Source organism: Bacillus tequilensis KCTC 13622 (genome assembly GCF_000507145.1).
In the GTDB taxonomy this organism is placed as follows: domain Bacteria; phylum Bacillota; class Bacilli; order Bacillales; family Bacillaceae; genus Bacillus; species Bacillus tequilensis.
Genome location: NZ_AYTO01000039.1, coordinates 105,508 through 129,812, shown reverse-complemented (window position 1 = coordinate 129,812; position 24,305 = coordinate 105,508). Strand labels below are relative to the sequence as shown.

The following is a 24,305-nucleotide window of genomic DNA, read 5'->3' as shown; positions in this document are numbered from 1 at the left end:
TTATTCCAGCGGCTGATTTAAAATGTACACATGAACTTACGTGAGGATTGATAGGAACCATGAGCATACTAAAAGCGGAAAATGTATATAAAACATACGGAGATAAAACATTATTTGACCATATCTCCTTTCATATTGAAGAGAATGAGAGAATCGGATTAATCGGGCCGAACGGAACAGGAAAATCCACGCTGCTGAAAGTGATTGCCGGCTTGGAATCTATTGAAGAGGGAGACATCACGAAATCCGGCAGCGTAAACGTCGAATTTCTTCATCAAGACCCTGAGCTGCCTGCGGGGCAAACTGTGCTGGAGCATATCTACTCCGGTGAATCAGCTGTAATGAAAACCTTGCGTGAATATGAAAAAGCGCTGTATGAACTGGGGGTTGATCCCGAAAATGAACAGCGCCAGAAACATCTGCTGGCAGCGCAGGCGAAAATGGACGCGAACAACGCGTGGGATGCGAACACACTGGCGAAAACCGTTTTGTCTAAGCTCGGTGTTAACGACGTAACAAAACCGGTCAACGAGCTCTCAGGCGGTCAGAAAAAACGGGTGGCGATTGCGAAAAACTTAATCCAGCCCGCTGATTTGCTCATTTTAGACGAGCCGACGAACCACTTGGATAATGAAACAATTGAGTGGCTTGAAGGGTATTTAAGTCAATACCCCGGATCTGTGATGCTGGTGACGCACGATCGGTATTTCTTAAACCGTGTCACGAACCGTATTTATGAGCTTGAACGAGGCAGCCTCTACACATACAAAGGCAACTATGAAGTGTTTCTAGAAAAACGCGCGGAACGTGAAGCGCAGGCTGAGCAAAAGGAAACGAAGCGGCAAAACCTGCTGCGCCGCGAACTGGCTTGGCTCAGACGTGGAGCGAAAGCCCGCTCCACAAAGCAAAAGGCGAGAATTGACCGAGTGGAGACGCTTAAGGAGCAGAAAGGCCCTCAGTCATCGGGTTCACTCGACTTTGCGATTGGCTCTCACCGTCTTGGCAAACAGGTCATTGAAGCAGAGAATGTCATGATCGCTTATGACGGCCGCATGCTTGTCGACCGCTTTAATGAATTGGTCATACCGGGTGAACGGATCGGGATCATCGGGCCGAACGGCATCGGAAAAACAACGCTTTTAAACACACTTGCCGGCCGTCATGCGCCAGACGGCGGCCATATTACGATCGGACAGACTGTCAGAATCGGCTACTATACTCAGGATCATAGTGAAATGAATGGCGAGCTAAAGGTCATTGACTATATAAAAGAAACGGCGGAGATCGTCAAAACAGTTGATGGCGATATCATTACAGCTGAACAAATGCTGGAGCGCTTCCTCTTCCCGCGCTCGATGCAGCAAACGTACATCCGCAAGCTGTCCGGCGGGGAAAAACGCCGTTTATACTTGCTGCAGGTTCTCATGCAGGAGCCGAATGTCCTATTTCTCGATGAGCCGACGAACGATTTGGATACTGAAACATTAAGCGTCTTGGAAGATTATATTGACCAGTTCCCCGGCGTCGTCATCACCGTATCCCATGACCGTTATTTCCTTGACCGTGTCGTCGACCGTTTGATTGTGTTTGAAGGAAACGGTGTTATTTCCCGCTTCCAAGGCTCCTACAGCGACTATATGGAGGAGTCAAAATCGAAAAAAACCGCTGCTAAACCGGCTGCTGAAGACAAGCCGACCGAAGCTGAGCCGAAGAAAAAACGGAAAAAGCTTTCCTACAAAGATCAGCTTGAATGGGATGGCATTGAAGATAAAATCGCCCAGCTGGAAGAAAAGCATGATCAGCTTGAAGCTGACATCGCCGCAGCAGGCAGTGATTTCGGAAAAATCCAAGAGCTGATGGCTGAACAGGCGAAAACTGCGGAGGAGCTTGAGGCCGCGATGGACCGCTGGACAGAATTGTCCCTCATGATAGAAGAGCTGGATAGCTGAAAAAGCGCAGCCCGCAGAAGGCCTTGTTTTTTCACATAATGTACAAAAACGAGGCACCCTGCTTATGATAGGATGGAATCGTGTGTCAGCGTCACATGGAAAACTATTGGAGATGATGAAGTATGACATGGGTGATCGTGATGTTAATCCTCATGAGTTTGGTGAAAATTTTATTAACCTGTCTTCCAACAGGCGTCATAGAATGGCTGCTCAGCAAATTTGCGGTGCACGCCAAGCTGAATGACGAACATGCTGTTCTTTCACTAGATGGAAAACGTCTCGAGGGTGAAGAAAAGCAGAAAGTGATTGACCAATTTAACGAAGCTGTCTTTCTGGAGAAATATTATATTTATCCAGGTGACGAAGAGCGTTATTTGCATCCGGAAAATGGCGGCACGCCGCTGGTGATAGATACGAAAAAAGGCAAACATGATGTCAAGCTGTTTGTGTATCGCTACGACGACCATATCGACGTCGTGAAACAGTACAAGAAGAAAGTGATTGCGTATCAGTTGCTTTCTGAAAGCCTTCAAAAAGAGTCTCTGTCAGTGACAGGAAGTTTAGCTTAAATAGGAAAGTGAAAGACGGGTGCTTGATGCTGCCCGTTTTTTTTATGGCTTTTCAAAACTTAACGTTTACGTTAAGGTTCAAAAGGTGTATAATGGTAACAGAAACGGCGAAGGGGGATTTACCTTGGAATGGATGAAGATTGACGAAGTAGCAAAAAGAAGCGGACTGACGAAGCGGACCATCCGATTTTATGAAGAAATCGGCTTGATTCCGGCGCCTAAACGGACAGACGGCGGTGTAAGGCTTTATTCAGAGGATGATATGGAGGAGCTTGAGAAAGTCATCAGCACAAAAGAGGTGCTCGGTTTTTCCCTTCAGGAGCTTCAGCATTTCATGGAAACCAGCCGCCAGCTAGAGTTAAACAAAGAGGGGTATTTGTTGTCACTGGATCCTAAGGAACGGAAAGAAAAACTGGAGGAAATTCAGGAAACCCTGAATCACCAGCTGAATTTGATTGATGAGAAAATCCGCACATTCCAAAGCTTTAAAGAACGCCTGCAAGGCATGAAAGAAAAAGCGGAACGCGGCATTCAATCAATCGAATGAAAAGTTTGTTAAACGCTATTTTTGTAGCGTTTCTTTTAATGGAATAAAGATGGAGGTCAGGTCAAATGGATAAGACAAAACAAGTGAATCAGAAAACAGGCTTGCTCAGCCAGCCGAAAGCAGTATGGGCTGTCGCGTTTGCCTGTGTGATTTCTTTTATGGGAATCGGGCTGGTCGATCCAATTCTTCCGGCCATTGCCGCACAATTACATGCTTCACCTAGTGAAGTATCACTCTTGTTTACAAGTTATTTGCTTGTTACCGGATTTATGATGTTTTTCTCAGGAGCCATTTCCAGCCGCATCGGTGCGAAATGGACATTAATTCTCGGACTTATTTTTATTATTGTGTTTGCGGGGCTTGGCGGCAGCTCAAGCTCAATTGCTCAGCTAGTCGGCTATCGCGGCGGCTGGGGATTAGGTAATGCTTTGTTTATCTCAACAGCGCTTGCGGTTATCGTCGGCGTGTCAGTCGGCGGCAGCGCCCAAGCGATTATTTTGTATGAGGCTGCGCTCGGTCTTGGGATTTCTGTCGGACCGCTTGCAGGCGGAGAGCTTGGAAGCATTTCATGGCGCGCACCGTTTTTCGGAGTATCTGTCCTGATGTTTATTGCGTTAATCGCAATTTCTTTGATGCTGCCAAAATTACCGAAACCGGCGAAACGCGTCGGTGTGTTTGATGCGATGAAGGCGCTCAAATATAAAGGCCTTTTAACGATGGCGGTATCGGCATTCTTATACAACTTTGGATTTTTTATTTTGCTTGCTTATTCTCCGTTCGTTCTGGATTTAGATGAACATGGTCTTGGATATGTCTTCTTCGGCTGGGGCCTTCTGCTGGCGATTACGTCAGTCTTTACGGCGCCGCTCGTGCACAAAGCGCTGGGCACAGTGCGTTCGCTCGTCGTTCTCTTTATCGCCTTTGCGGCCATTCTCGTTATTATGGGGATCTGGACAGACCATCAGACTTTGATTATTACATGTATTGTTGTCGCTGGTGCTGTCCTCGGTATGGTGAATACGATCATGACAACCGCTGTGATGGGTTCTGCGCCGGTTGAACGCTCAATCGCGTCTTCAGCCTACAGCTCAGTCCGCTTCATCGGCGGCGCACTCGCTCCGTGGATTGCGGGAATGCTGTCAGAACACTTCACCGCAAGCACACCATATACAGTAGGCGGAATCGTCGTTTTTGTCGGCATGCTTGTCCTTCTCATGGGACGTAAACACCTTGCTGGGATTAAGACGGGGCATTAATAACGAAAGACACTGCGCATATGCAGTGTCTTTTTTAATCGTGGAGCCTCAGGCATTGGTGAGGCGAGAATGGGAATGTATCTGTTTATTTCAGAGGGGCTTATCAACTGATGCGTCATGCTGTCGGGGGAATATGAAAGCTTGGCGAACCAGGCGCTGTATCGATACGTTCACAGCGTAGCTTTTCTGTTGAATGGTTCACCGAATGGGTTGATGAGGAAGACGTTGAGCTTTTTGCCAAAAGAGCTGCCACTTGTTGAATTCACATCGCCAAGTGGCAGTAAAAAACCCGCCTGCTGAAGGGCGGGTTTTCTTCGATTTAAAGCACCTTCGTCGTCCAAGACTCGCAGTTCCACGTTTCTGTCGCGATATCCATATAAAACTCTGGCTCATGGGAAATCAGCAGAATCGAGCCTTTATATTCTTTGAGGGCGCGCTTGAGTTCTTCTTTCGCGTCGACATCCAAGTGGTTTGTCGGCTCATCTAGCACAAGCAGGTTTGTTTCCGAGTTAAGCAGCTTGCACAATCTGACTTTCGCTTTTTCGCCTCCGCTTAATACGGAGACGCGGCTTTCGATATGTTTTGTCGTCAGTCCGCATTTTGCCAGCGCTGCCCGGATTTCATACTGGGTATAAGAAGGGAATTCGCTCCATACCTCTTCGATGCACGTATTGTTGTTTGTTTCCTTGACCTCTTGCTCGAAATAGCCGGTAAAGAGATGTTCGCCGCGTTCAACCGAACCTTCAAGCGGCTGGATTTCGCCAAGCAAACTTTTCAGTAATGTCGTTTTTCCGATCCCGTTTGCGCCATAAAGGGCGATTTTTTGGCCGCGCTCCATCCGGAGATTGAGCGGACGTGACAGCGGGGAATCGTAACCGATCACGAGATCCTTCGTTTCGAAAATCAGCTTGCCTGACGTTCTCGCCGGCTTGAAATGGAATTCCGGCTTTGGCTTTTCTGCCGCAAGCTCGATCATATCCATCTTATCGAGTTTCTTTTGGCGGGACATCGCCATGTTTCTCGTGCTGACGCGCGCTTTGTTGCGGGCGACGAAATCCTTCAGCTCAGCGACTTCCTGCTGCTGCTTTTTGTACGCGGCTTCAAGCTGCTGTTTCTTCACTTCGTAGACTTCCATAAACTGATGGTAGTCGCCGACATAGCGTGTCAGCTTTTGATTTTCAACGTGATAAATCAGGTTGATGACGCTGTTTAAGAACGGAATATCGTGGGAAATCAGGATAAACGCGTTCTCGTATTCCTGCAGGTAGCGTTTCAGCCATTCGATATGCTGCTCATCAAGGTAGTTGGTCGGCTCATCGAGAAGCAGAATTTCCGGCTTTTCAAGGAGAAGCTTAGCGAGAAGAACCTTGGTGCGCTGTCCGCCGCTCAAATCAGTGACATCGCGCTCTAAACCGATATCACTCAAACCGAGGCCGCGGGCGATTTCTTCCACCTTGGAATCAATGATATAAAAATCATTGTTCGTCAGCGCGTCTTGAATGACGCCGACTTCTTCAAGCAGCTTCTCGAGCTCGTCGGGATCTGCTTCACCCATTTTGTTGTAAATCTCGTTCATTTCCTCTTCCATCGCAAATAAATAATGGAACGCGTCTTTCAGGACGTCACGAATGGATTTTCCTTTTTCCAGCACGGTATGCTGATCCAAATAGCCGACACGGACATTTTTTGACCACTCAACTTTCCCCTCATCAGGTTCAAGCTTTCCGGTAATAATATTCATGAAGGTCGATTTTCCTTCACCGTTTGCGCCGATCAGCCCGACGTGTTCGCCTTTTAGCAGGCGGAAGGAGACGTTATTAAAAATGGCACGGTCACCGAAGCCGTGGCTTAAATCCTTTACAGATAAAATACTCATATTTACACCTCTATCGTTTATCAAACACGCACAATCGGCGTGTAATATTCACCCTTTTGATTATAAAGGAGGAATCAGAATGTTGAAAGGTATAGGAAAGAAAAAGAAAAATTGCGTTCCGGGCGAGGTTTTGAGATACTATGGAATAGATTTCAGGAATTGAGGAGAACGAAAATGATGCAAACTTGGCCATTTTTACATAATGCACAATCATTTATACAAGAGAATTGGAATGCTTCCGGCTTTCAAAAGCCAACTCCTGTACAGGAGCAGGCAGCCCGCCTGATCATGGACGGAAAGGATGTCATTGCAGAATCGCCGACAGGAACAGGGAAGACGCTGGCGTATGCGCTTCCGGTTTTGGAACGGATCAAGCCTGATCAGAAGCATCCGCAGGCAGTCATTTTAGCGCCTTCGCGTGAGCTGGTGATGCAAATTTTTCAGGTGATTCAGGATTGGAAAGCGGGATCAGAGCTGCGCGCGGCTTCCTTAATCGGCGGGGCGAATGTGAAGAAGCAGCTCGAAAAACTGAAAAAACACCCGCATATCATTGTCGGCACGCCGGGCAGGGTGTTTGAACTGATTAAAGCAAAGAAACTCAAAATGCATGAAGTGAAAACAATCGTACTTGATGAAGCGGATCAGCTGATTCTGCCGGAGCATCGTGAAACGATTAAACAAATCATTAAAACGACATTAAGAGACCGGCAGCTTCTATGTTTTTCTGCCACGCTCAAAAAGGAAACAGAGGATGTGCTCCGCGAACTCGCGCAAGAGCCTGAGGTGTTGAAGGTGCAGCGAAGCAAAACGGAGGCTGGGAAAGTGAAGCATCAATATCTGATTTGCGAGCAGCGCGATAAAGTGAAGCTGCTGCAAAAGCTATCAAGACTTCAAGACATGCAGGCACTCGTATTTGTGAGAGACATCGGCAACCTGAGTGTATATGCGGAAAAGCTGGCATATCACCACGTTGATCTCGGTGTTCTGCACAGTGAAGCGAAAAAGATGGAGCGGGCGAAAATCATTGCCGCATTCGAAGACGGAGAATTCCCGCTCTTATTGGCAACTGATATTGCCGCACGCGGCTTGGATATTGAAAATCTGCCGTACGTGATTCATGCCGATATTCCTGACGAAGATGGCTATGTTCACAGATCAGGCCGAACAGGCCGGGCCGGAAAAGAAGGCAGCGTGCTGAGCCTCGTTACGAAACTGGAAGAATCAAAGCTGAAAAAAATGGCGAAGAAGCTTGGCGTGGAGCTGAGTGAAGCTGTTTATACAGGCGGAAAACTGAAGACAAAATAAAAAGGAGGGCGGAAAGCCCTCTTTTTTTGTTGTAAAATAATAGAAAAGACCATACGCGGGAGTGAGGAAATGGCTTCAATAGACAGATTTCAAATCATGAAGGAGTCTGAGCTGGAAATCCTTAAACACTGGTTTGAGAATGAGGATACCAGGCGGAGAATGGATGCGATGCTGCCATTAGAGGCGTGGTATGAACGAGTGAGTGAAGATGAAGACGATACGATCCTCATGGCATATGATGGACAGCTGACGGCGGGCATGGCCGTTATTGAGTTTGGAGAGAAGCAGACGTATATTGGATTGATTGTCAATCCTCTGTATCGGCTTCAAGGGTACGGAAAACAGATATTAAAAAAACTGCTGAACGAACCTGAATTTTCTCGTGTACGGGAATGGACTGCAAGCATCGAAGAAGACAATCAAATCAGTTTGGCTTGCTTTCAAGCAGTTGGCTTTAAACTGGAAGAAACGGAACCTGATGACGATGGGTATTTTACTTTGACTCTCCGCTGCTGACCTCGAATAAACACAACAAGGAGGGCGAAAAGCCCTCCTTGTTTTCATCAGTATATTAACTCGGATCAGTGACTTTGATCAGCTGTTTCCCTTTATTTTCACCTTTAAATAAGCCTAAAAACGCGTCAGGAATGTTTTCGAAGCCTTCTGTGATCGTTTCCTCGTAATGGAGCTTTCCATCTCTCAGCCATTCAGCCAGCTGTTTTGCCCCCTCAGAAAAACGATCAGAGTAGTCGCTTACGATAAACCCTTGCATGAGCGCCTTCGTTTTAATCAGCTTTGATTGGACACGAGGGCCCATGTCGTCTGCTTCGCTTTCCGCATTGTAGGAAGAAATCGCGCCGCACACCGGAATGCGGGCAAATTCATTGAGCAAGTTCATGACCGCATCTGAAATCGGCCCGCCGACATTGTCAAAATACACATCGATACCGTCAGGACAAGCGTCTTCAAGCGCTTTTTGGATATCATCAGCTGTTTTGTAGTTGATGGCTTCGTCAAATTGCAGCTTCTGTTTCAGATACGCGATTTTTTCATCAGATCCCGCGATGCCGACGACTCGCGCGCCTTTGATTTTGGCAATCTGCCCGACCGTTGAACCGACGGCTCCAGCTGCTCCGGAGACAACCACGGTTTCTCCTTCTTTCGGGCGCCCGATATCCAGCAGTCCGAAATATGCCGTCAATCCGGTCATGCCCAAAATGCCGAGATAGGCTGAAGCGGGAGCGAGGCTTGTATCTATTTTCCGCAAGGTAGACTCGCTCACAGCGGAAAATTCCTGCCAGCCGAGGTTTCCGATGACGATATCGCCTTTTTTCAGATGTTCGCCGTCTGACACGACCTCAGCGATGACTCCGCCAGAGAGCGCTTCATCCAAGGTGAACGGTTCAACATATGACTTTGTATCCTGCATACGGCCGCGCATGTAAGGATCAACCGATACATAAAGCGTTTTGACAAGCACTTCCCCTTGCTTCGGCTCGGGGACCGGAATGGTTTCAAAGCGGAAGTCTTCATGAACGGGAACGCCTTGCGGCCGTCTTGCTAATTGAATTTGCTGCTGAGATGCTGTCATTTTCATCCTCCTATCGCTTGATTGACACCACTGTAACATGGATAGGGGAAGAAATACAAAGCATACAAAAAAGGAGAGGGGGTTCCTCTCCTTTTCATTTCGCCCGTAATTTCGGGCACAGTCCCGTCGGCAGGCACATGGGCTTTTGGTCGATTGGGCTTCTCATAATGCAGCATTCCAAGCCGAAGACTTCACGGAAAAATGGCTGGGTAAACACATCTTCCGGTGTTCCGGCATTGTATATTTTTCCGTCCAGCACACTGATCAGATAGTCAGCATATTGAGCGGCTTGGTTTAAATCGTGGAGCACCATGACAATGGTGCGGCCATGATCGCGGTTCAGTTTTTTCAGCAGCTCAAGCACTTCAATTTGGTGTGAGATATCTAAATACGTGGTCGGCTCATCAAGCAAAAGCAAATCAGTGCCTTGAGCAAGCGCCATGGAAATCCATGCTCGTTGTCTTTGGCCGCCTGACAGGGCATCCAGCGTCCGATCCTTCAGCTCAATCATGCCTGTTGCTTCCAGCGCCCATCCCACCATGTCATGATCCTTTTGGGTATGCTTGGATAACAGCTTTTTGTGAGGATGTCTGCCGAAATAGCATAATTCCTCTACCGTCAATCCTTCAGGCGCCTGAGGAGATTGAGGAAGAATGGCCAGCTTTTTTGCGACTTCTTTTGACGGCTGGCGGTGTATATCTTTTCCTTCTAATAGCACTGTTCCGCTTTTTGGAGCCATCAGCCTGGCGAGTGATTTGAGGATTGTTGATTTCCCGCAGCCATTGGCGCCGATGAGCGCAGTGATTTTTCCTTCTTCTATCTGTAAGTCTACTCCGTCAATAATCACTGTGCTGTCATATGAAAGAGTGAGCTGGTCTGCAGCCAGTTTTCCCATGGTATCCTCTCCCTACTGTTTCCTCGCTTCGAATTTCAATAAATATAAGAAATAAGGCGCGCCGATCACGGCTGTCAATATTCCGGCCGGTATTTCAACCGGAGGCATGAGGCCGCGCCCTAACGTATCTGCAATTAATAATATAATAGCACCAATCAATGCTGATGCAGGAAGTAAATATTTAGCTTTTTCTCCAGTAAGCCGTCTGGCGATATGCGGAGCAAGCAAGCCGATAAAACCGATTGAGCCGACAACGGCTACACAGCTTCCCGCCAGCGCAACCGCGGTGAAAATCAGGATGAATCTCAGCCGGTTTGCGTTTTCACCAAGACCCTGCGTCAGTTCATCGCCAAGAGACATCAGATCCAGCTTCGGTATGAGAATGCAGACAATCGGAAAAAGAATCAAAAGCCATGGTACAAGCAGTTTGACCTCTTCCCAGTTTCTTCCCCAGAGGCTGCCTGTCAGCCAAATGAGCGCTGCATTCACGTCACCCGGAAACTTCACCATCATATATTGCATCCCGGCGTGGCAGACCGCGCCTAAGGCGATGCCTGATAAAGCCAGTGAAGAGGGCTGAATGCTCTTTTTTCGGGCTATCATTAATAATAGTACAGCAATAATGGCTGCTCCGGCAAATGCGGAGAACGGAAGCACGTACACCGGTGATTCAGGAAAGATCAAAATCACTGCCATCGCCGCAAGTCCTGATCCTTTAGAAATGCCGACAACGTCCGGGGAAGCGAGCGGATTTCGGATCACACCCTGTAAAATCGCTCCGGCCGCGGCAAGCCCGGCACCGGCCAAAATCGCTAATAGTATTCGGGGAAGACGGTATTGCTGGATGATGAATTCAAAGGAATGATCCAATCCAAGCAAATTCGTGACCACCGCATCCGGTGAAATGTATAATGCGCCGAAGCCGATGCTGATGACGGACAGAACGATCAGAATCACGGCCAATATGAGTATCGCCAGCAAGGGGCGTTTTTGTTTACTGGTTGTTTTCTTCATTTCAGATTTCGCCCTTTCCTTGCCAAATATAAGAAGAACGGTGTTCCGATAATCGCGGTGACGATGCCGACCGGTGATTCATAAGGAAATGCAATCCATCTGGCCAAAACATCTGCGTATACCAGCAAAATGGCACCGAACAGCGCCGAAAACGGGAGGACGTATTGATAATGTTCACCGATCAGCTTGCGGACAATATGCGGAACGAGCAGTCCGACAAAGCCGATCGGTCCCGCGACGGCTACGGAAGCGCCGGAAAGAATTAAGATGATAAAACTGATCAGAATCCGGATGCCGCTCATATTTTGCCCAAGCCCTTTTGCTGTTTCATCTCCGAGACCGAGAACAGAAACAGAACCGGAAAACACGAGAGCCAGTCCGATGCCGATGACAGAAAACGGGGCGATGGTCATGACATCCTGCCAGTTGCTTCCGTCTATCGCGCCTGTCATCCAATAAAGTACATCCTCACCCGACTCATTTAAAATAATGATGGCCTGAGTCATAGAGGAAAGGAACAAATGCACCGCCATTCCCGACAGCGCAAGCTTAACAGGCGTCATTCCGCCGGATGAGGCAATCATATACACAATCGCGCCGCCTGCCGCCGCACCCGCAAACGCGAATACAACGGAGGAATAGGGCGATTGCGGCAAAATGACGAGAGAAGCAACGACAAAAAGCGATGCGCCTGCATTCACACCGAAAATTTGGGGCGAAGCGAGAGGGTTTCTCGTCATGGCCTGCATCAGCGACCCTGCTACGGCCAGGCTGGCACCGACGAAAACGCCGATTAATGTGCGGGGAAGGCGAAGAGTAGAGATGATGAGCTGTTCCTTTGAACCGTCCCATACAAAAAGATATTTCAATGAATCTATGATGCCGATGTCTGAGGCTCCCACTGAAAGATTCAGCCCAAGCCCGAATATAAAAATGATCAATGCGATGATGAACATCATCAGTCTTGATGAAAAGCGCCGTTTGGCTGAATGATACAACAGTCTCACTTCCTTACTGCGTCTGGTTGCAAAAACGAAGAAGCAAGGATTCCCCCCTCGCTTCTCATTTGTCCTACTTATTATACACTTTTTTCAGCACGTCTTTGGCGCTTGTTTCACTAGACTTGATGCCTCTGAATCTTGTCCAAGTGTCACGGTCCGCATCATAGACTTGTCCGTTTTTCACCGCTTTTAGATTTTTCCAAAGCGGGTTCGTTTTCCACTCGTCTACAATGGTCTTGCCTTCGTTGGCTGAGATGAACAAGATATCAGGATCGATTTTGCTCAATTGCTCGAGGCTGACTTCTTGATAGGCCTTATCAGACTTCACAGCGTGTGTAAAACCGAGCATGTTAAAGATTTCTCCGTCATAGGATGATGACGTGTGAAGCTGGAACGAATCAGCTCTTGCAACCCCGAGAACAATGCTGCGGTTTTCATCTTTCGGAAGCTCCGCTTTTAGGCCGTTGATGACTTTGTTGTGCTCGGCAAGCTTTTCTTTTCCTTCATCTTCTTTATTTAATGCTTTAGCAATGGTTGTAAAGCTGTCGATCGTTTCGTCATATGTCGCTTCCCGGCTTTTTAATTCAATCGTCGGGGCGATTTGTTTCAGCTGTTTATAAATGTTTTTATGGCGTTCAGAATCAGCGATGATTAAATCAGGCTTCAAGGAGCTGATCACCTCAAGATTCGGTTCGCTGCGTGTACCGACAGATGTATAATCAATGGAACTGCCGACAAGCTTTTTAATCATATCTTTTTTGTTGTCATCGGCGATGCCCACTGGCGTAATGCCAAGGTTATGAACAGCATCCAAGAATGAAAGCTCAAGGACAACCACCCGTTTAGGTGTGCCGCTCACTGGCGTTTTTCCTTCTTCATGCTGGATCACTCTTGAATCCTTAGACTTGCTTTCGCCGCTTCCGCTGTTATTTTTGCTGGATGAACAGCCGGATACAATGAAGCAGGCAATCAATAAAACACTTATGATGGCAATCAACTTGTTAGAATAGGTGCGCATGTCATTCTTCCTTTTTTAGATTTAGTAATGAGAATCATTATCACATGTAAACACTATAATAGCATGGCTTATCGTGTCAATATTTTTTTAGTAAAGAAAGCTGCAATTTCACTGCTTTTTCATAAAAGCTTCATCAGGCACAAATAAATGGTATACTGCATTGCCGTGTCTCTGGGACAAAAACGCATTGGCGTTGGCTTTAGAGGTTTTAAGCATATCAGCGTTGACATATGGGAGGAGAGCGCCGAGATAGCCGGACAATTTCTTTTCTATTTCTTCTGCGAGTGCGAATTCAATATCACCGATATTCATGATAATGGAGAAAACAAAGTCGATATCAATTTGAAAATGTTCCTCGGCAAAGACTGCAAGCTCGTGAATTCCGGGTGAACCGCCGGATCGCTGATGGAAAATCTGTTTGACTAAATCACTTACAACCCACGCATTGTATTGCTGTTCTGGTGAAAAGTATTGCATTAGACATACCTCCTGCTCGTACAGATAAAGACAGCCATTCATGATCGTTTGCTCCGGGCAGCAGTTTCTCTACTGTTTTGACTTTTCTGAAAATATTTGCTTTCCTATTACTTTACCATGAGCGTAAAATAAATGGCTACTACCATTCTTCCTGTTTTCCTCTTCAATGTTCTGAAATCTGTTTTATCAATATGCGATCGGGTATAAAACAAATATAGAAAACATGAAGGAGGAATATCGGAATGAAACCAGTTGTAAAAGAGTATACAAACGATGAACAGCTCATGAAGGATGCAGAAGAATTACAGCAAATGGGTGTTGCGAAAGAGGATGTATACGTCTTATCTCACGACGATGACAGAACGGAACGGCTGGCAGACAACACAAACGCCAACACGATCGGAGCCAAAGAAACAGGTCTCAAGCACGCGGTAGGAAATATGTTTAATAAAAAAGGCGACGAGCTTCGAAATAAAATTCATGAAATCGGTTTTTCTGAAGATGAAGCCGCTCAATTTGAGAAACGTTTAGATGAAGGGAAAGTGCTTCTCTTTGTGACGGATAATGAAAAAGTGAAATCCTGGGCATAATGCAGGGACTAACCCAAAAGGCAAACTCCGGCCTTTTGGGTTTTTTTGCGGTCTTTGCGGCGGATGTTTTGCACAATGCCGCAATAAGATAGCGGTACATTTTCGGTTCAGGCTGTCCCTCAATTTGCTATTATATTTTCGTGAGAAATTGGAATAAAATCTCTCGAAATAGAAAATGGGGGTTCATAGTGAATGAAAAAAGTGATGTTAGCCACGGCGCTGTTTTTAGGGTTGACTCCGGCTGGGGCGGATGCAACTGATTTAGGCCATCAGGCATTAGGGTCAAATGATGGCTGGGGCGCGTATTCAACCGGCACGACAGGCGGATCTAAAGCATCGTCCTCGAACGTGTATACCGTCAGCAACAGAAACCAGCTTGTCTCGGCATTAGGAAAGAACACCAACACAACGCCAAAAATCATTTATATCAAGGGAACAATTGACATGAACGTGGATGACGATCTGAAGCCGCTCGGCCTAAATGACTATAAAGATCCAGAGTACGAGTTGGACAAATATTTGAAAGCCTATGATCCTGGCACATGGGGCAAAAAAGAGCCTTCGGGAGCACAAGAAGAGGCGAGAGAGCGTTCTCAGAAAAACCAAAAAGCACGTGTGGTGCTCGATATTCCTGCGAATACGACGATTGTCGGTTCGGGGACAAATGCCAAAATCGCGGGCGGAAACTTCCAGATCAAGAGTGATAACGTCATTATCCGCAATCTTGAATTCCAGGACGCCTATGATTATTTTCCGCAGTGGGACCCGACTGACGGCAGCTCAGGAAACTGGAACTCGCAATACGACAATATCACGATAAACGGCGGCACGCACATATGGATTGACCATTGTACATTTAATGACGGCTCCCGTCCGGACAGCACATCACCAAAGTATTTCGGCAGAAAATATCAGCACCATGACGGGCAAACAGATGCTTCTAACGGCGCGAACTATATCACGATGTCTTACAACTATTATCACGATCATGATAAAAGCTCCATTTTCGGATCAAGCGACAGCAAAACATCCGATGACGGCAAATTAAAAATCACGCTTCACCATAACCGCTACAAAAATATCGTCCAGCGCGCACCGAGAGTCCGCTTCGGACAGGTGCACGTATACAATAACTATTATGAAGGCAGCACAAGCTCCTCAGACTATGCCTTCAGCTATGCGTGGGGAATCGGAAAGTCCTCTAAAATCTATGCCCAAAACAATGTCATTGACGTGCCGGGACTGTCAGCTGCTAAAACGATCAGCGTGTTCAGCGGGGGAACGGCTTTATATGATTCCGGCACATTGCTGAACGGCGCGGAGATCAACGCATCGGCTGCAAACGGACTGAGTTCTTCTGTCGGCTGGACGCCGTCTCTGCACGGAACAATCGATGCTTCCGCGAATGTGAAATCGAATGTTATAGCTCAAGCGGGGGCGGGTAAACTACATTAAGAAAATGAAAAACACAAAGGGCTGCTCACCTTTGTGTTTTTTAATTAATTAAAATGTTTATTAACTTAGTTAAGTAGTAGAATGGGAAAGGGGATCGGAAAACAAGTATATAGGAGGAGACCTATTTATGGCTTCAGAAAAAGACGCAGGAAAACAGTCAGCAGTAAAGCTTGTTCCATTGCTTATTACTGTCGCTGTGGGACTAATCATTTGGTTTATTCCCGCTCCGTCCGGACTTGAACCTAAAGCTTGGCATTTGTTTGCGATCTTTGTCGCGACAATTATCGGCTTTATCTCCAAGCCCTTGCCAATGGGTGCAATTGCCATTTTTGCATTGGCGGTTACTGCACTAACTGGAACACTATCAATTGAGGATACATTAAGCGGATTCGGGAATAAGACCATCTGGCTTATCGTCATCGCATTCTTTATTTCCCGGGGATTTATCAAAACCGGGCTTGGTGCGAGAATTTCGTATGTATTCGTTCAGAAATTCGGGAAAAAAACCCTTGGACTATCTTATTCACTGCTGTTCAGTGATTTAATACTTTCACCTGCCATTCCAAGTAACACGGCGCGTGCAGGAGGCATTATCTTTCCTATTATCAGATCATTATCCGAAACATTCGGATCAAGTCCGGCAAATGGAACAGAGAGAAAAATCGGCGCATTCTTATTAAAAACCGGTTTTCAGGGGAACCTGATCACATCTGCTATGTTCTTAACGGCGATGGCGGCGAACCCGCTGATTGCCAAGCTGGCCCATGATGTCGCAGGGGTGGACTTAACATGGACAAGCTGGGCGATTGCCGCGATTGTACCGGGACTTGTAAGCTTAATCATCACACCGCTTGTGATTTACAAGCTGTACCCGCCGGAAATCAAAGAAACACCGGATGCGGCGAAAATCGCAACAGAAAAACTGAAAGAAATGGGACCGTTCAAGAAATCAGAGCTTTCCATGGTTATCGTTTTTCTTTTGGTGCTTGCGCTTTGGATTTTTGGCGGCAGCTTCAACATCGATGCGACCACAACCGCATTGATCGGTTTGGCCGTTCTTTTATTATCACAGGTTCTGACTTGGGATGATATCAAAAAAGAACAGGGCGCTTGGGATACGCTCACTTGGTTTGCGGCGCTTGTCATGCTGGCCAACTTCTTGAATGAGCTGGGCATGGTATCTTGGTTCAGTAATGCCATGAAATCATCTGTATCAGGATTCTCTTGGATTTTGGCATTCTTCATTTTAATTGTTGTGTATTTCTATTCACACTATTTCTTTGCAAGTGCGACAGCCCATATCAGCGCGATGTATTCAGCGTTTTTGGCTGTCATCGTGGCAGCGGGCGCACCGCCGCTTCTCGCAGCGCTCAGCCTCGCCTTCTTCAGCAACTTGTTCGGGTCAACGACTCACTATGGTGCTGGAGCGGCTCCAGTTTTCTTCGGAGCAGGCTACGTTCCGCAAAGCAAATGGTGGTCCATCGGATTTATTCTCTCGATCGTCCATATTGTCGTATGGCTTGTGATCGGCGGATTATGGTGGAAAGTACTGGGAATATGGTAGAAAGAAAAAGGCAGACCGCGGTCTGCCTTTTTTATTTTCACTCCATGTATAGAATAATGGATTTTGAAAAATGAGAAAACTCCCCACGGAAAATGGTATGATCTAGGTAGAAAGGACGGCTGGTGCTGTGGTGAAAAAGCGGTTCCATTTTTCCCTGCAAACAAAAATAATGGGGCTGATTGCGGCTCTGCTGGTTTTTGTCATTGGTGTGCTGACCATTACGTTAGCTGTTCAGCATACACAGGAAGAACGAAGGCAGGCTGAGCAGCTTGCGATTCAGACGGCGAGAACCATTTCCTATATGCCGCCGGCTAAAGGCGGACACGAGGCTGAGGCGCAAGAGGTCATTGAACAGATGAAAGAACAGACTGGTGCTTATGCCATTTATATTTTGGACGAAAAAGGAGACATTCAGAGCACTACGGGCAAAAGTGCCCAAATGAAGCTGGAGCGCAGCAGAGAAATGTTGTTTGGCGGCTCGCATGTTTCTGAAACAAAAGCGGATGAACGGCTGGTGATTAGAGGGAGCGCGCCGATTATGAAAGAGCAGAAGGGATACAGCCAGGTGATTGGCAGCGTATCCGTTGATTTTCTGCAGACGGAGACAGAGCAAAGCATTAAAAAACATCTAAGAAATTTGAGCGTGATTGCTGTTCTTGTGCTGCTCCTCGGATTTGCCGGTGCCGCCGCGCTGGCGAAAAGCATCAGGAAGGATACGCTTGGCCTTGAGCCGCATGAGATTGCGTCTCTTTATCGGGAGAGGAATGCAATGCTTTTCGCAATTCGGGAAGGGGTTATTGCTACCAACCGTGAAGGCGTCGTCACAATGATGAACGTGTCGGCGGCTGAGATGCTGAAGCTTCCCGAGCCTGTGATCCATCTTCCTATTGAAGACGTCATGCCGGGCGCCGGGCTTAAAAGTGTGCTTGAACAAGGAGACATGCAGCCAAACCAGGAAGTAAGTGTCAACGATCTAGTATTTATTATCAATACGAAAGTGATGACGCAAGGCGGGCAAACGTATGGGATTGTCGTCAGTTTCCGGGAGAAAACAGAGCTGAAAAAGCTGATCGACAAACTGACAGAGGTACGCAAATATTCAGAGGATCTCAGAGCGCAGACTCATGAATTTTCAAATAAGCTATACGCGATCTTAGGGCTGCTTGAGCTTGGCGAGTATGAGGAAGCCATTGATCTGATTAAAGAAGAATATGCGATACAAAATGAACAGCATGATCTCTTATTCCATAACATCCATTCACAGCAGGTGCAGGCCATTTTGTTAGGGAAAATAAGCAAGGCATCGGAAAAGAAGGTCAAGCTGTCTATCGATGAGAACAGCTCGCTTGCGCCTCTTCCTGCACATATCGGCTTGTCCCATCTCATTACCATTATCGGCAACTTAATTGATAACGCTTTCGAAGCTGTAGCTGATCAAAGTGTGAAGGAGGCAGTGGTTTTCATCACGGATATGGGGCATGACATTGTCATCGAAGTGTCGGACACAGGTCCGGGTGTTCCGCCTGATAAAATCGAAGCTGTGTTTCAAAGAGGCTATTCTTCAAAGGGGATGAAGAGAGGCTACGGTCTGGCCAATGTTAAGGATTCAGTGCATGAACTGGGCGGCTGGATCGAACTGGCGAATCAAAAAACCGGCGGTGCGGTATTCACTGTATTTATACCGAAGGAGAAACAAAGGGGGAATCCATTTGATTCACATCGCGATTGCGGAGGATGATTTTCGGGTTGCGCAAATCCATGAGAGATTAATTGAACAGCTTGATGGATTCAAGATTATCGGCAAGGCGGCAAACGCCAAAGAAACAATGGCGCTTTTGGAGGAACAAAAGGCAGAATTGCTTCTGCTGGATGTTTATATGCCGGACGAGCTGGGGACATCATTAATTCCTGAGATACGAAGCCGTTTTCCCGAAGTGGATATTATGATCATCACAGCGGCAACAGAAACCCGTCACTTACAAGAAGCGCTCCGGGCAGGGATAGCCCACTATTTGATCAAACCCGTAACGGCTGATAAGTTCAGGCAGGTGCTGCTCCAGTATAAAGAAAAAAGGAAGCTGCTTTTATCTCAGCCAGAGGTCAGCCAATCCATGATCGATCATATTTTTGGGAACGGTGTGAAGGCATCTTTGCCGGTTGAGGATTTGCCGACAGGCATTAATTCAATTACACTGCGGAACATTAAGGAAGCGCTTCTGAATGCGTCAGAAGGAATGACAGCGGAAGAGCTTGGGGAAAAAATGGGGGCGTCACGAACGACTGCCCGCCGCTATGCCGAGTACCTTGTGTCAAAGGAAGAAGCAAGAGCCGAACTTGAATACGGGATTATCGGCAGGCCGGAGAGAAAATATTATTTGGCGGCGGATGAGATATGAATAGAAGTATACTTCTATTCATTGCGCTATTACTCTTTATGCAGGGTGATATCCGGCAGGCGGCTGCGCCGCGCCTGCCGGACGGGCCGATTGAAATTGTCGTCCCCGCCGAGCCTTCTGGCGGCTGGGATGTCACAGCACAGGCGATCCAATCCGTTCTGCGGCAGAAGCAGATCGTGAAGGGCGATGTTCGTATCGTCTATAAGCCCGGCGGCGGGGGAGAGAAAGGCTGGAAATATGTCAACGATAGCAGTAAACGGATCATCAGCATGACGTCCAGTTTAATCCTGAGCAACGACCTTCTCAGACAAAGCAAATTAAAAATGAGCGATTTTACGCCGCTTGCCATTCTCTCCAAGGAATGGCAGGCGGTTGCCTTGCCAAAAGAATCGTCGTTAACAAACGGCAAGGATTTACTGAATGAGATTAAGATGAATCCAGGCAAGGTGAAAATCGGCTTTGCACCGGGGTTTGGCAATGATGATCAGCTTTCGTTCGTCAGAGCGGCGGATATGTACGGCATTGATCCTTTTACCATTCAATTTTTGCAGTATGACAGCAGTGAACAGCTCATTCAGGCGCTGATCAAACATGAGATAGAAGCAGCTTCAATGACCGTGTCTGAAGCGAAAACATATGAGCGGCGCGGCGATCTCACGTTAGCTGCTGTAACGTCTGATAAAAGACTTCCCGGTTTTCCGGATGTACCGACGTGGAAGGAGCAGGGGATCCCGTTTGTGTTTTCTCATTGGAGAGGGGTTTTGGGCCCGAAAAATATGTCTGAAGAAGAGATTTCATACTGGGACCAAGCTCTAAAGAAGGTCACATCCTCACCCGAGTGGAAGCGGAAAATAAACGATCAGGACGGGGAAAGCTTTTATTTGAACAGCAGGGAAACGAAACGGTTTCTTGAACAGCAAACAACTTTTTATCAAAGCATTATGACAGGAAATTAAGATTCCGGAATATCCGGGATCTATTTGTCGTGATCTAAATTGATCAAAAAGAACAAAACGGTTTTAAAAAATTAAAAATACAAAAAAACCAAATTATTTACTTGCGGTTGGTTTTCCCATACGATGGCAAAAAGGCAAGATAAAAAGGGAGAAAAAATGTAAGCGGATTCATTTTAGGGGGGATGGATGTGTTAGCAATTTTGGGCTTTCTCATGATGCTTGTATTTATGGCATTGATCATGACAAAACGGCTTTCTGTTTTAACAGCATTGGTTTTGACGCCGATTGTGTTTGCGCTGATCGCCGGATTTGGATTTACTGAAGTCGGGGACATGATGATTTCGGGGATTCAGCAAGTCGCACCGACTGCGGTCATGATTATGTTTGCGATCTTATATTTTGGAATAATGATTGATACAGGCCTGTTTGACCCTGTGGTTGGCAAAATCTTAAGCATGGTCAAAGGCGACCCATTAAAAATTGTTGTTGGGACAGCGGTTCTTACGATGCTCGTCGCCTTGGACGGAGACGGTTCGACAACGTATATGATTACAACAAGCGCGATGCTTCCGCTCTATTTGCTGCTCGGCATCCGGCCGATTATCCTGGCGGGAATCGCGGGAGTCGGCATGGGGATCATGAACACGATTCCGTGGGGAGGCGCGACGCCGCGGGCGGCGAGCGCGCTGGGGGTTGATCCGGCTGAGCTTACAGGGCCGATGATTCCTGTCATCGCAAGCGGGATGCTTTGTATGGTTGCGGTTTCGTATGTGCTTGGAAAAGCGGAACGAAAGCGCCTTGGCGTGATTGAATTGAAACAGCCGGCTAATGCCGATGAACCGGCGGCTGCGATTGAAGATGAATGGAAGCGGCCGAAGCTTTGGTGGTTCAATTTATTGTTAACGCTTTCTTTGGTAGGATGTTTAGTATCGGGTAAAATCAGTTTAACCGTACTGTTTGTCATTGCGTTCTGTATCGCGCTGCTTGTGAACTATCCAAATCTTGAGCATCAGAGACAGCGGATCTCGGCGCATTCCAGCAACGTTCTGGCCATAGGCTCCATGATTTTTGCGGCGGGGGTTTTTACGGGGATTTTGACAGGCACCAAAATGGTTGATGAAATGGCGATTTCGCTTGTGTCGATGATTCCTGAACAAATGGGCGGACTGATCCCGGCGATTGTGGCCTTAACAAGCGGTATTTTTACATTCCTAATGCCGAATGACGCGTATTTCTACGGGGTGCTGCCGATTTTATCAGAAACAGCTGTCGCATACGGTGTGGATAAAGTGGAAATTGCCAGAGCTTCTATTATCGGCCAGCCAATTCATATGCTGAGTCCGCTTGTCCCATCCACGCATTTGCTTGTCGGGCTTGTTGGAGTTTCTATTGACGACCATCAAAAATTCGCATTGAAGTGGGCGGTTCTCGCGGTGATCGTCATGACGGCTATCGCTCTATTGATCGGTGCGATTTCTATTTCCGTATGATAATTCAGGACTAATGACACACACTAACGGTATACAACAATTCGGAGGTGTCATGATGAGTGATCCTTATATGCCGCTGACTTCAGTCAGAAGCGGCACGGGGTTCGAAGCGGCAAAAGGGGTATACGGGTTGACCGTGCAAATTGCGAATGTCTATTTTATTCAGCTGCCCTCTGAACCCCGCTCATTTGTTTTAATTGATGCCGGTATGCCTCAATCAGCCAGCATGATTGTCAATGAAGCCCAACAAAGATTCGGCGACGATTTTCAGCTGAAGGCGATGATCCTCACACATGGGCACTTTGACCACATCGGGGCGATAGAAGAAATCCTTGAGCATTGGGATGTTCCTGTCTATGTCCACTCCAGGGAAATGCCTTATGTCACAGGAAAAGACGATTATCCTCCGGCCCGTCCTGACAGCAAAAGCGGGCTGGTCGCCAAGCTGTCGCCGCTGTTTCCCCGGCACTCCATCGATATTTCCTCACATGTGCAGGCGCTGCCGGAAGACGGCTCCGTTCCTTTTCTTGACGAGTGGATGTGGATTGCGACCCCGGGACACACGCCCGGCCATATTTCATTATTCCGCGAGGACGGACGCGTGCTTGTGGCAGGGGATGCTGTCATTACAGTGGAACAAGAGAAAATGGCAGACGTCTTGATTCAAAAGCAAGAGCTTCACGGGCCGCCGGCTTATTTCACGCCTGACACAGAGACGGCTGCCGGATCTATTCAGAAGCTTGCCGGCCTTGAACCGGAAGCGCTGCTGACGGGGCACGGCATACCGATGACCGGCAAAAACTTTCGAAGCGACTTAACTGAATTGGCAAATCGCTTATCGTCTCTTTGACACCTGCACATGTGCGGGTGTTTTTTATTGTCTTTTCAAGAAGATAAAGAAAAATCATTTGTCTTACCGCTTAAAAACGATACAATGAAAAGCATGAAGCGATTTGAAGGAGAGAGTTTGTTGGAAGAAAAAGAAATACTCTGGAACGAAGCGAAAGCGTTTATTGCCGCATGCTATCAGGAATTGGGGAAGGAGGAGGAAGTGAAAGACCGTCTCGATGACATCAAAAGTGAAATTGCCCGGACCGGAAGCTATGTGCATACGAAGGAAGAAATCGAGCACGGTGCGAAAATGGCTTGGAGAAACAGCAACCGCTGCATCGGCAGATTGTTTTGGAATTCGCTGAATGTCATCGACAGACGTGACGTCCGGACGAAGGAAGATGTGCGAGACGCCCTCTTTCATCACATTGAAACCGCAACCAATAATGGTAAAATCAGACCGAGCATTACGATTTTCCCTCCGGAAAAGAAGGGTGAAAAACAAGTGGAAATCTGGAATCATCAGTTAATCCGGTATGCCGGATATGAATCAGGCGGAGAAAGAATCGGCGACCCGGCTTCACGTTCCCTGACCGCAGCCTGTGAGCGGCTCGGCTGGCGCGGAGAGCGAACCCATTTTGACCTGCTGCCGCTCATTTTTCGCATGAAAGGCGATGAGCAGCCAGTCTGGTATGAGCTGCCGCGTTCACTTGTGATTGAGGTTCCAATCACACATCCTGAAATCGAAGCGTTTTCTGATCTGGAGCTGAAATGGTACGGCGTGCCGATTATTTCTGATATGAAGCTTGAGGTCGGGGGTATTCATTATAATGCCGCACCGTTTAACGGCTGGTATATGGGCACAGAGATCGGCGCGAGAAACCTGGCGGATGAAAAGCGATATGATAAGCTCAAAAAAGTGGCGTCCGTTATCGGGATTTCTACAGATTACAACATGGAGTTATGGAAGGATCAAGCGCTTGTTGAATTGAATAAAGCTGTGCTGCACTCGTATAAAAAGCAAGGTGTCAGCATTGTTGACCATCATACAGCTGCAAGCCAGTTTAAACGGTTTGAAGAACAGGAGGAAGAAGCGGGCAGAAAGCTGACGGGGGACTGGACGTGGCTGATTCCGCCGATTTCACCCGCTGCCACTCATATTTTCCACCGGTCCTATGACAACTCAATCGTTAAACCGAATTACTTTTATCAGGATAAGCCTTACGAATAAACAATGGAAAATCGATGATGGCCTTCGAGGCTGCGGGATTCAGTGACAGAGATGTCGGTAACCTTTGAGAAAGGGCTGCCTTTCTTTACGGCTTCAAGAAACGATTGTAAGGCGTTTTCCGGGCCTTCTGCCAAAATCTCAACCCGGCCGTCATCGCGGTTTTTGACCCAGCCGGCCAGTTTTCGCTTATCGGCTTCCATTTGAACAAAATAGCGAAAACCTACACCTTGAACCCGGCCGTCTGCAACGATTCGGTATTGAAGCATGTAAAAACCACCTTTTCTTTTTATGATA

General features: G+C 47.3%; 24 protein-coding genes. 15 read left to right on the top strand and 9 right to left on the bottom strand.

Annotated features, from left to right (window positions below; translation table 11 throughout):
* Positions 1-59 precede the first annotated feature (59 nt).
* The 4 genes from V756_RS0117345 (at position 60) to V756_RS0117330 (ending at position 4,321) form a co-directional block, all read left to right on the top strand.
* The gene (locus V756_RS0117345) at positions 60-1,949 is read left to right on the top strand and encodes an ABC-F family ATP-binding cassette domain-containing protein (RefSeq protein ID WP_024715783.1); all 1,890 of its coding nucleotides are present in this window, start codon (positions 60-62) and stop codon (positions 1,947-1,949) included.
* A gap of 122 nt (positions 1,950-2,071) precedes the next feature.
* Positions 2,072-2,518 (top strand): YfmQ family protein, encoded by a 447-nt coding sequence (locus V756_RS0117340; protein ID WP_024715782.1) that lies wholly within the window; start codon positions 2,072-2,074, stop codon positions 2,516-2,518.
* 124 nt (positions 2,519-2,642) lie between these two features.
* Positions 2,643-3,065, top strand: a complete 423-nt coding sequence (locus V756_RS0117335; RefSeq protein WP_024715781.1) for a MerR family transcriptional regulator — start codon at positions 2,643-2,645, stop codon at positions 3,063-3,065.
* 65 nt (positions 3,066-3,130) lie between these two features.
* Entirely contained in the window at positions 3,131-4,321 is a 1,191-nt protein-coding gene (locus V756_RS0117330) for an MFS transporter (protein ID WP_024715780.1), read from the top strand.
* Between the two features lie 170 nt (positions 4,322-4,491).
* Here the strand turns inward: V756_RS0117330 and V756_RS1000000124000 are convergent, their stop codons facing one another.
* Positions 4,492-4,662 (bottom strand): hypothetical protein, encoded by a 171-nt coding sequence (locus V756_RS1000000124000; protein ID WP_155906239.1) that lies wholly within the window; start codon positions 4,660-4,662, stop codon positions 4,492-4,494.
* Positions 4,641-6,197 carry an ABC-F family ATP-binding cassette domain-containing protein gene (locus tag V756_RS0117325; RefSeq protein ID WP_024715779.1) on the bottom strand — a complete coding sequence of 519 codons (1,557 nt, stop codon included), beginning with the start codon at positions 6,195-6,197 and terminating at the stop codon, positions 4,641-4,643. The genes V756_RS1000000124000 and V756_RS0117325 overlap by 22 nt, the downstream gene beginning before the upstream one ends.
* Positions 6,198-6,371: 174 nt before the next feature.
* Here V756_RS0117325 and V756_RS0117315 point away from each other — a divergent pair, with 174 nt between their 5' ends.
* Together V756_RS0117315 and V756_RS0117310 are read left to right on the top strand one after the other, a co-directional pair.
* Positions 6,372-7,502: a DEAD/DEAH box helicase gene (locus tag V756_RS0117315; protein ID WP_024715778.1), complete on the top strand. Its 1,131-nt coding sequence runs from the start codon at positions 6,372-6,374 to the stop codon at positions 7,500-7,502.
* Between the two features lie 69 nt (positions 7,503-7,571).
* Complete coding sequence (locus tag V756_RS0117310) at positions 7,572-8,018, top strand: GNAT family N-acetyltransferase (RefSeq protein WP_024715777.1); 447 nt, start codon at positions 7,572-7,574, stop codon at positions 8,016-8,018.
* Between the two features lie 55 nt (positions 8,019-8,073).
* On the opposite strand, the gene V756_RS0117305 is transcribed toward V756_RS0117310, so the two are convergent.
* The 6 genes from V756_RS0117305 to V756_RS0117280 all read right to left on the bottom strand — a co-directional run bounded on the left by V756_RS0117305 (position 8,074) and on the right by V756_RS0117280 (position 13,498).
* Complete coding sequence (locus tag V756_RS0117305) at positions 8,074-9,093, bottom strand: NADP-dependent oxidoreductase (RefSeq protein ID WP_024715776.1); 1,020 nt, start codon at positions 9,091-9,093, stop codon at positions 8,074-8,076.
* A 94-nt stretch (positions 9,094-9,187) separates the two neighbouring features.
* A complete protein-coding gene (yfmF, locus tag V756_RS0117300) occupies positions 9,188-9,988 on the bottom strand; it encodes a Fe(3+)-citrate ABC transporter ATP-binding protein YfmF (RefSeq protein ID WP_024715775.1) in 801 nt (266 codons plus the stop codon).
* Between the two features lie 12 nt (positions 9,989-10,000).
* Positions 10,001-11,002: a Fe(3+)-citrate ABC transporter permease YfmE gene (gene yfmE / locus V756_RS0117295; protein WP_024715774.1), complete on the bottom strand. Its 1,002-nt coding sequence runs from the start codon at positions 11,000-11,002 to the stop codon at positions 10,001-10,003.
* Entirely contained in the window at positions 10,999-12,000 is a 1,002-nt protein-coding gene (gene fecD, locus V756_RS0117290) for a Fe(3+) dicitrate ABC transporter permease FecD (RefSeq protein WP_024715773.1), read from the bottom strand. The genes yfmE and fecD overlap by 4 nt, the downstream gene beginning before the upstream one ends.
* A 73-nt stretch (positions 12,001-12,073) precedes the next feature.
* Positions 12,074-13,021 carry a Fe(3+)-citrate ABC transporter substrate-binding protein YfmC gene (gene yfmC / locus V756_RS0117285; protein WP_024715772.1) on the bottom strand — a complete coding sequence of 316 codons (948 nt, stop codon included), beginning with the start codon at positions 13,019-13,021 and terminating at the stop codon, positions 12,074-12,076.
* A gap of 108 nt (positions 13,022-13,129) precedes the next feature.
* Positions 13,130-13,498, bottom strand: coding sequence for a DUF3212 family protein (locus V756_RS0117280; RefSeq protein ID WP_024715771.1), 369 nt, complete (start codon positions 13,496-13,498; stop codon positions 13,130-13,132).
* Between the two features lie 242 nt (positions 13,499-13,740).
* Between V756_RS0117280 and V756_RS0117275 the strand changes: the two genes are divergently transcribed.
* From V756_RS0117275 to nosA, 9 genes are all read left to right on the top strand, one after another.
* Complete coding sequence (locus V756_RS0117275) at positions 13,741-14,088, top strand: YflT domain-containing protein (RefSeq protein ID WP_024715770.1); 348 nt, start codon at positions 13,741-13,743, stop codon at positions 14,086-14,088.
* A gap of 192 nt (positions 14,089-14,280) precedes the next feature.
* Positions 14,281-15,543 carry a pectate lyase gene (locus tag V756_RS0117270; protein ID WP_024715769.1) on the top strand — a complete coding sequence of 421 codons (1,263 nt, stop codon included), beginning with the start codon at positions 14,281-14,283 and terminating at the stop codon, positions 15,541-15,543.
* Between the two features lie 127 nt (positions 15,544-15,670).
* Positions 15,671-17,107 (top strand): anion permease, encoded by a 1,437-nt coding sequence (locus V756_RS0117265; RefSeq protein ID WP_024715768.1) that lies wholly within the window; start codon positions 15,671-15,673, stop codon positions 17,105-17,107.
* Positions 17,108-17,234: 127 nt separating this feature from the next.
* Entirely contained in the window at positions 17,235-18,845 is a 1,611-nt protein-coding gene (yflR, locus tag V756_RS0117260) for a two-component sensor histidine kinase CitS (RefSeq protein ID WP_024715767.1), read from the top strand.
* Positions 18,817-19,503 (top strand): two-component response regulator CitT, encoded by a 687-nt coding sequence (gene citT / locus V756_RS0117255; RefSeq protein ID WP_024715766.1) that lies wholly within the window; start codon positions 18,817-18,819, stop codon positions 19,501-19,503. The genes yflR and citT overlap by 29 nt, the downstream gene beginning before the upstream one ends.
* Positions 19,500-20,459 (top strand): tripartite tricarboxylate transporter substrate binding protein, encoded by a 960-nt coding sequence (locus V756_RS0117250; protein WP_024715765.1) that lies wholly within the window; start codon positions 19,500-19,502, stop codon positions 20,457-20,459. The genes citT and V756_RS0117250 overlap by 4 nt, the downstream gene beginning before the upstream one ends.
* Positions 20,460-20,647: 188 nt before the next feature.
* The gene (gene citM / locus V756_RS0117245; protein ID WP_024715764.1) at positions 20,648-21,949 is read left to right on the top strand and encodes an Mg(2+)/citrate complex secondary transporter CitM; all 1,302 of its coding nucleotides are present in this window, start codon (positions 20,648-20,650) and stop codon (positions 21,947-21,949) included.
* Positions 21,950-22,004: 55 nt separating this feature from the next.
* Positions 22,005-22,799, top strand: coding sequence for an MBL fold metallo-hydrolase (locus V756_RS0117240; protein ID WP_024715763.1), 795 nt, complete (start codon positions 22,005-22,007; stop codon positions 22,797-22,799).
* 120 nt (positions 22,800-22,919) lie between these two features.
* Entirely contained in the window at positions 22,920-24,011 is a 1,092-nt protein-coding gene (gene nosA, locus V756_RS0117235) for a nitric oxide synthase (RefSeq protein WP_024715762.1), read from the top strand.
* On the opposite strand, the gene V756_RS0117230 is transcribed toward nosA, so the two are convergent.
* Entirely contained in the window at positions 24,002-24,277 is a 276-nt protein-coding gene (locus V756_RS0117230) for an acylphosphatase (protein ID WP_024715761.1), read from the bottom strand. The genes nosA and V756_RS0117230 overlap by 10 nt on opposite strands.
* Between the last annotated feature and the right edge of the window lie 28 nt (positions 24,278-24,305).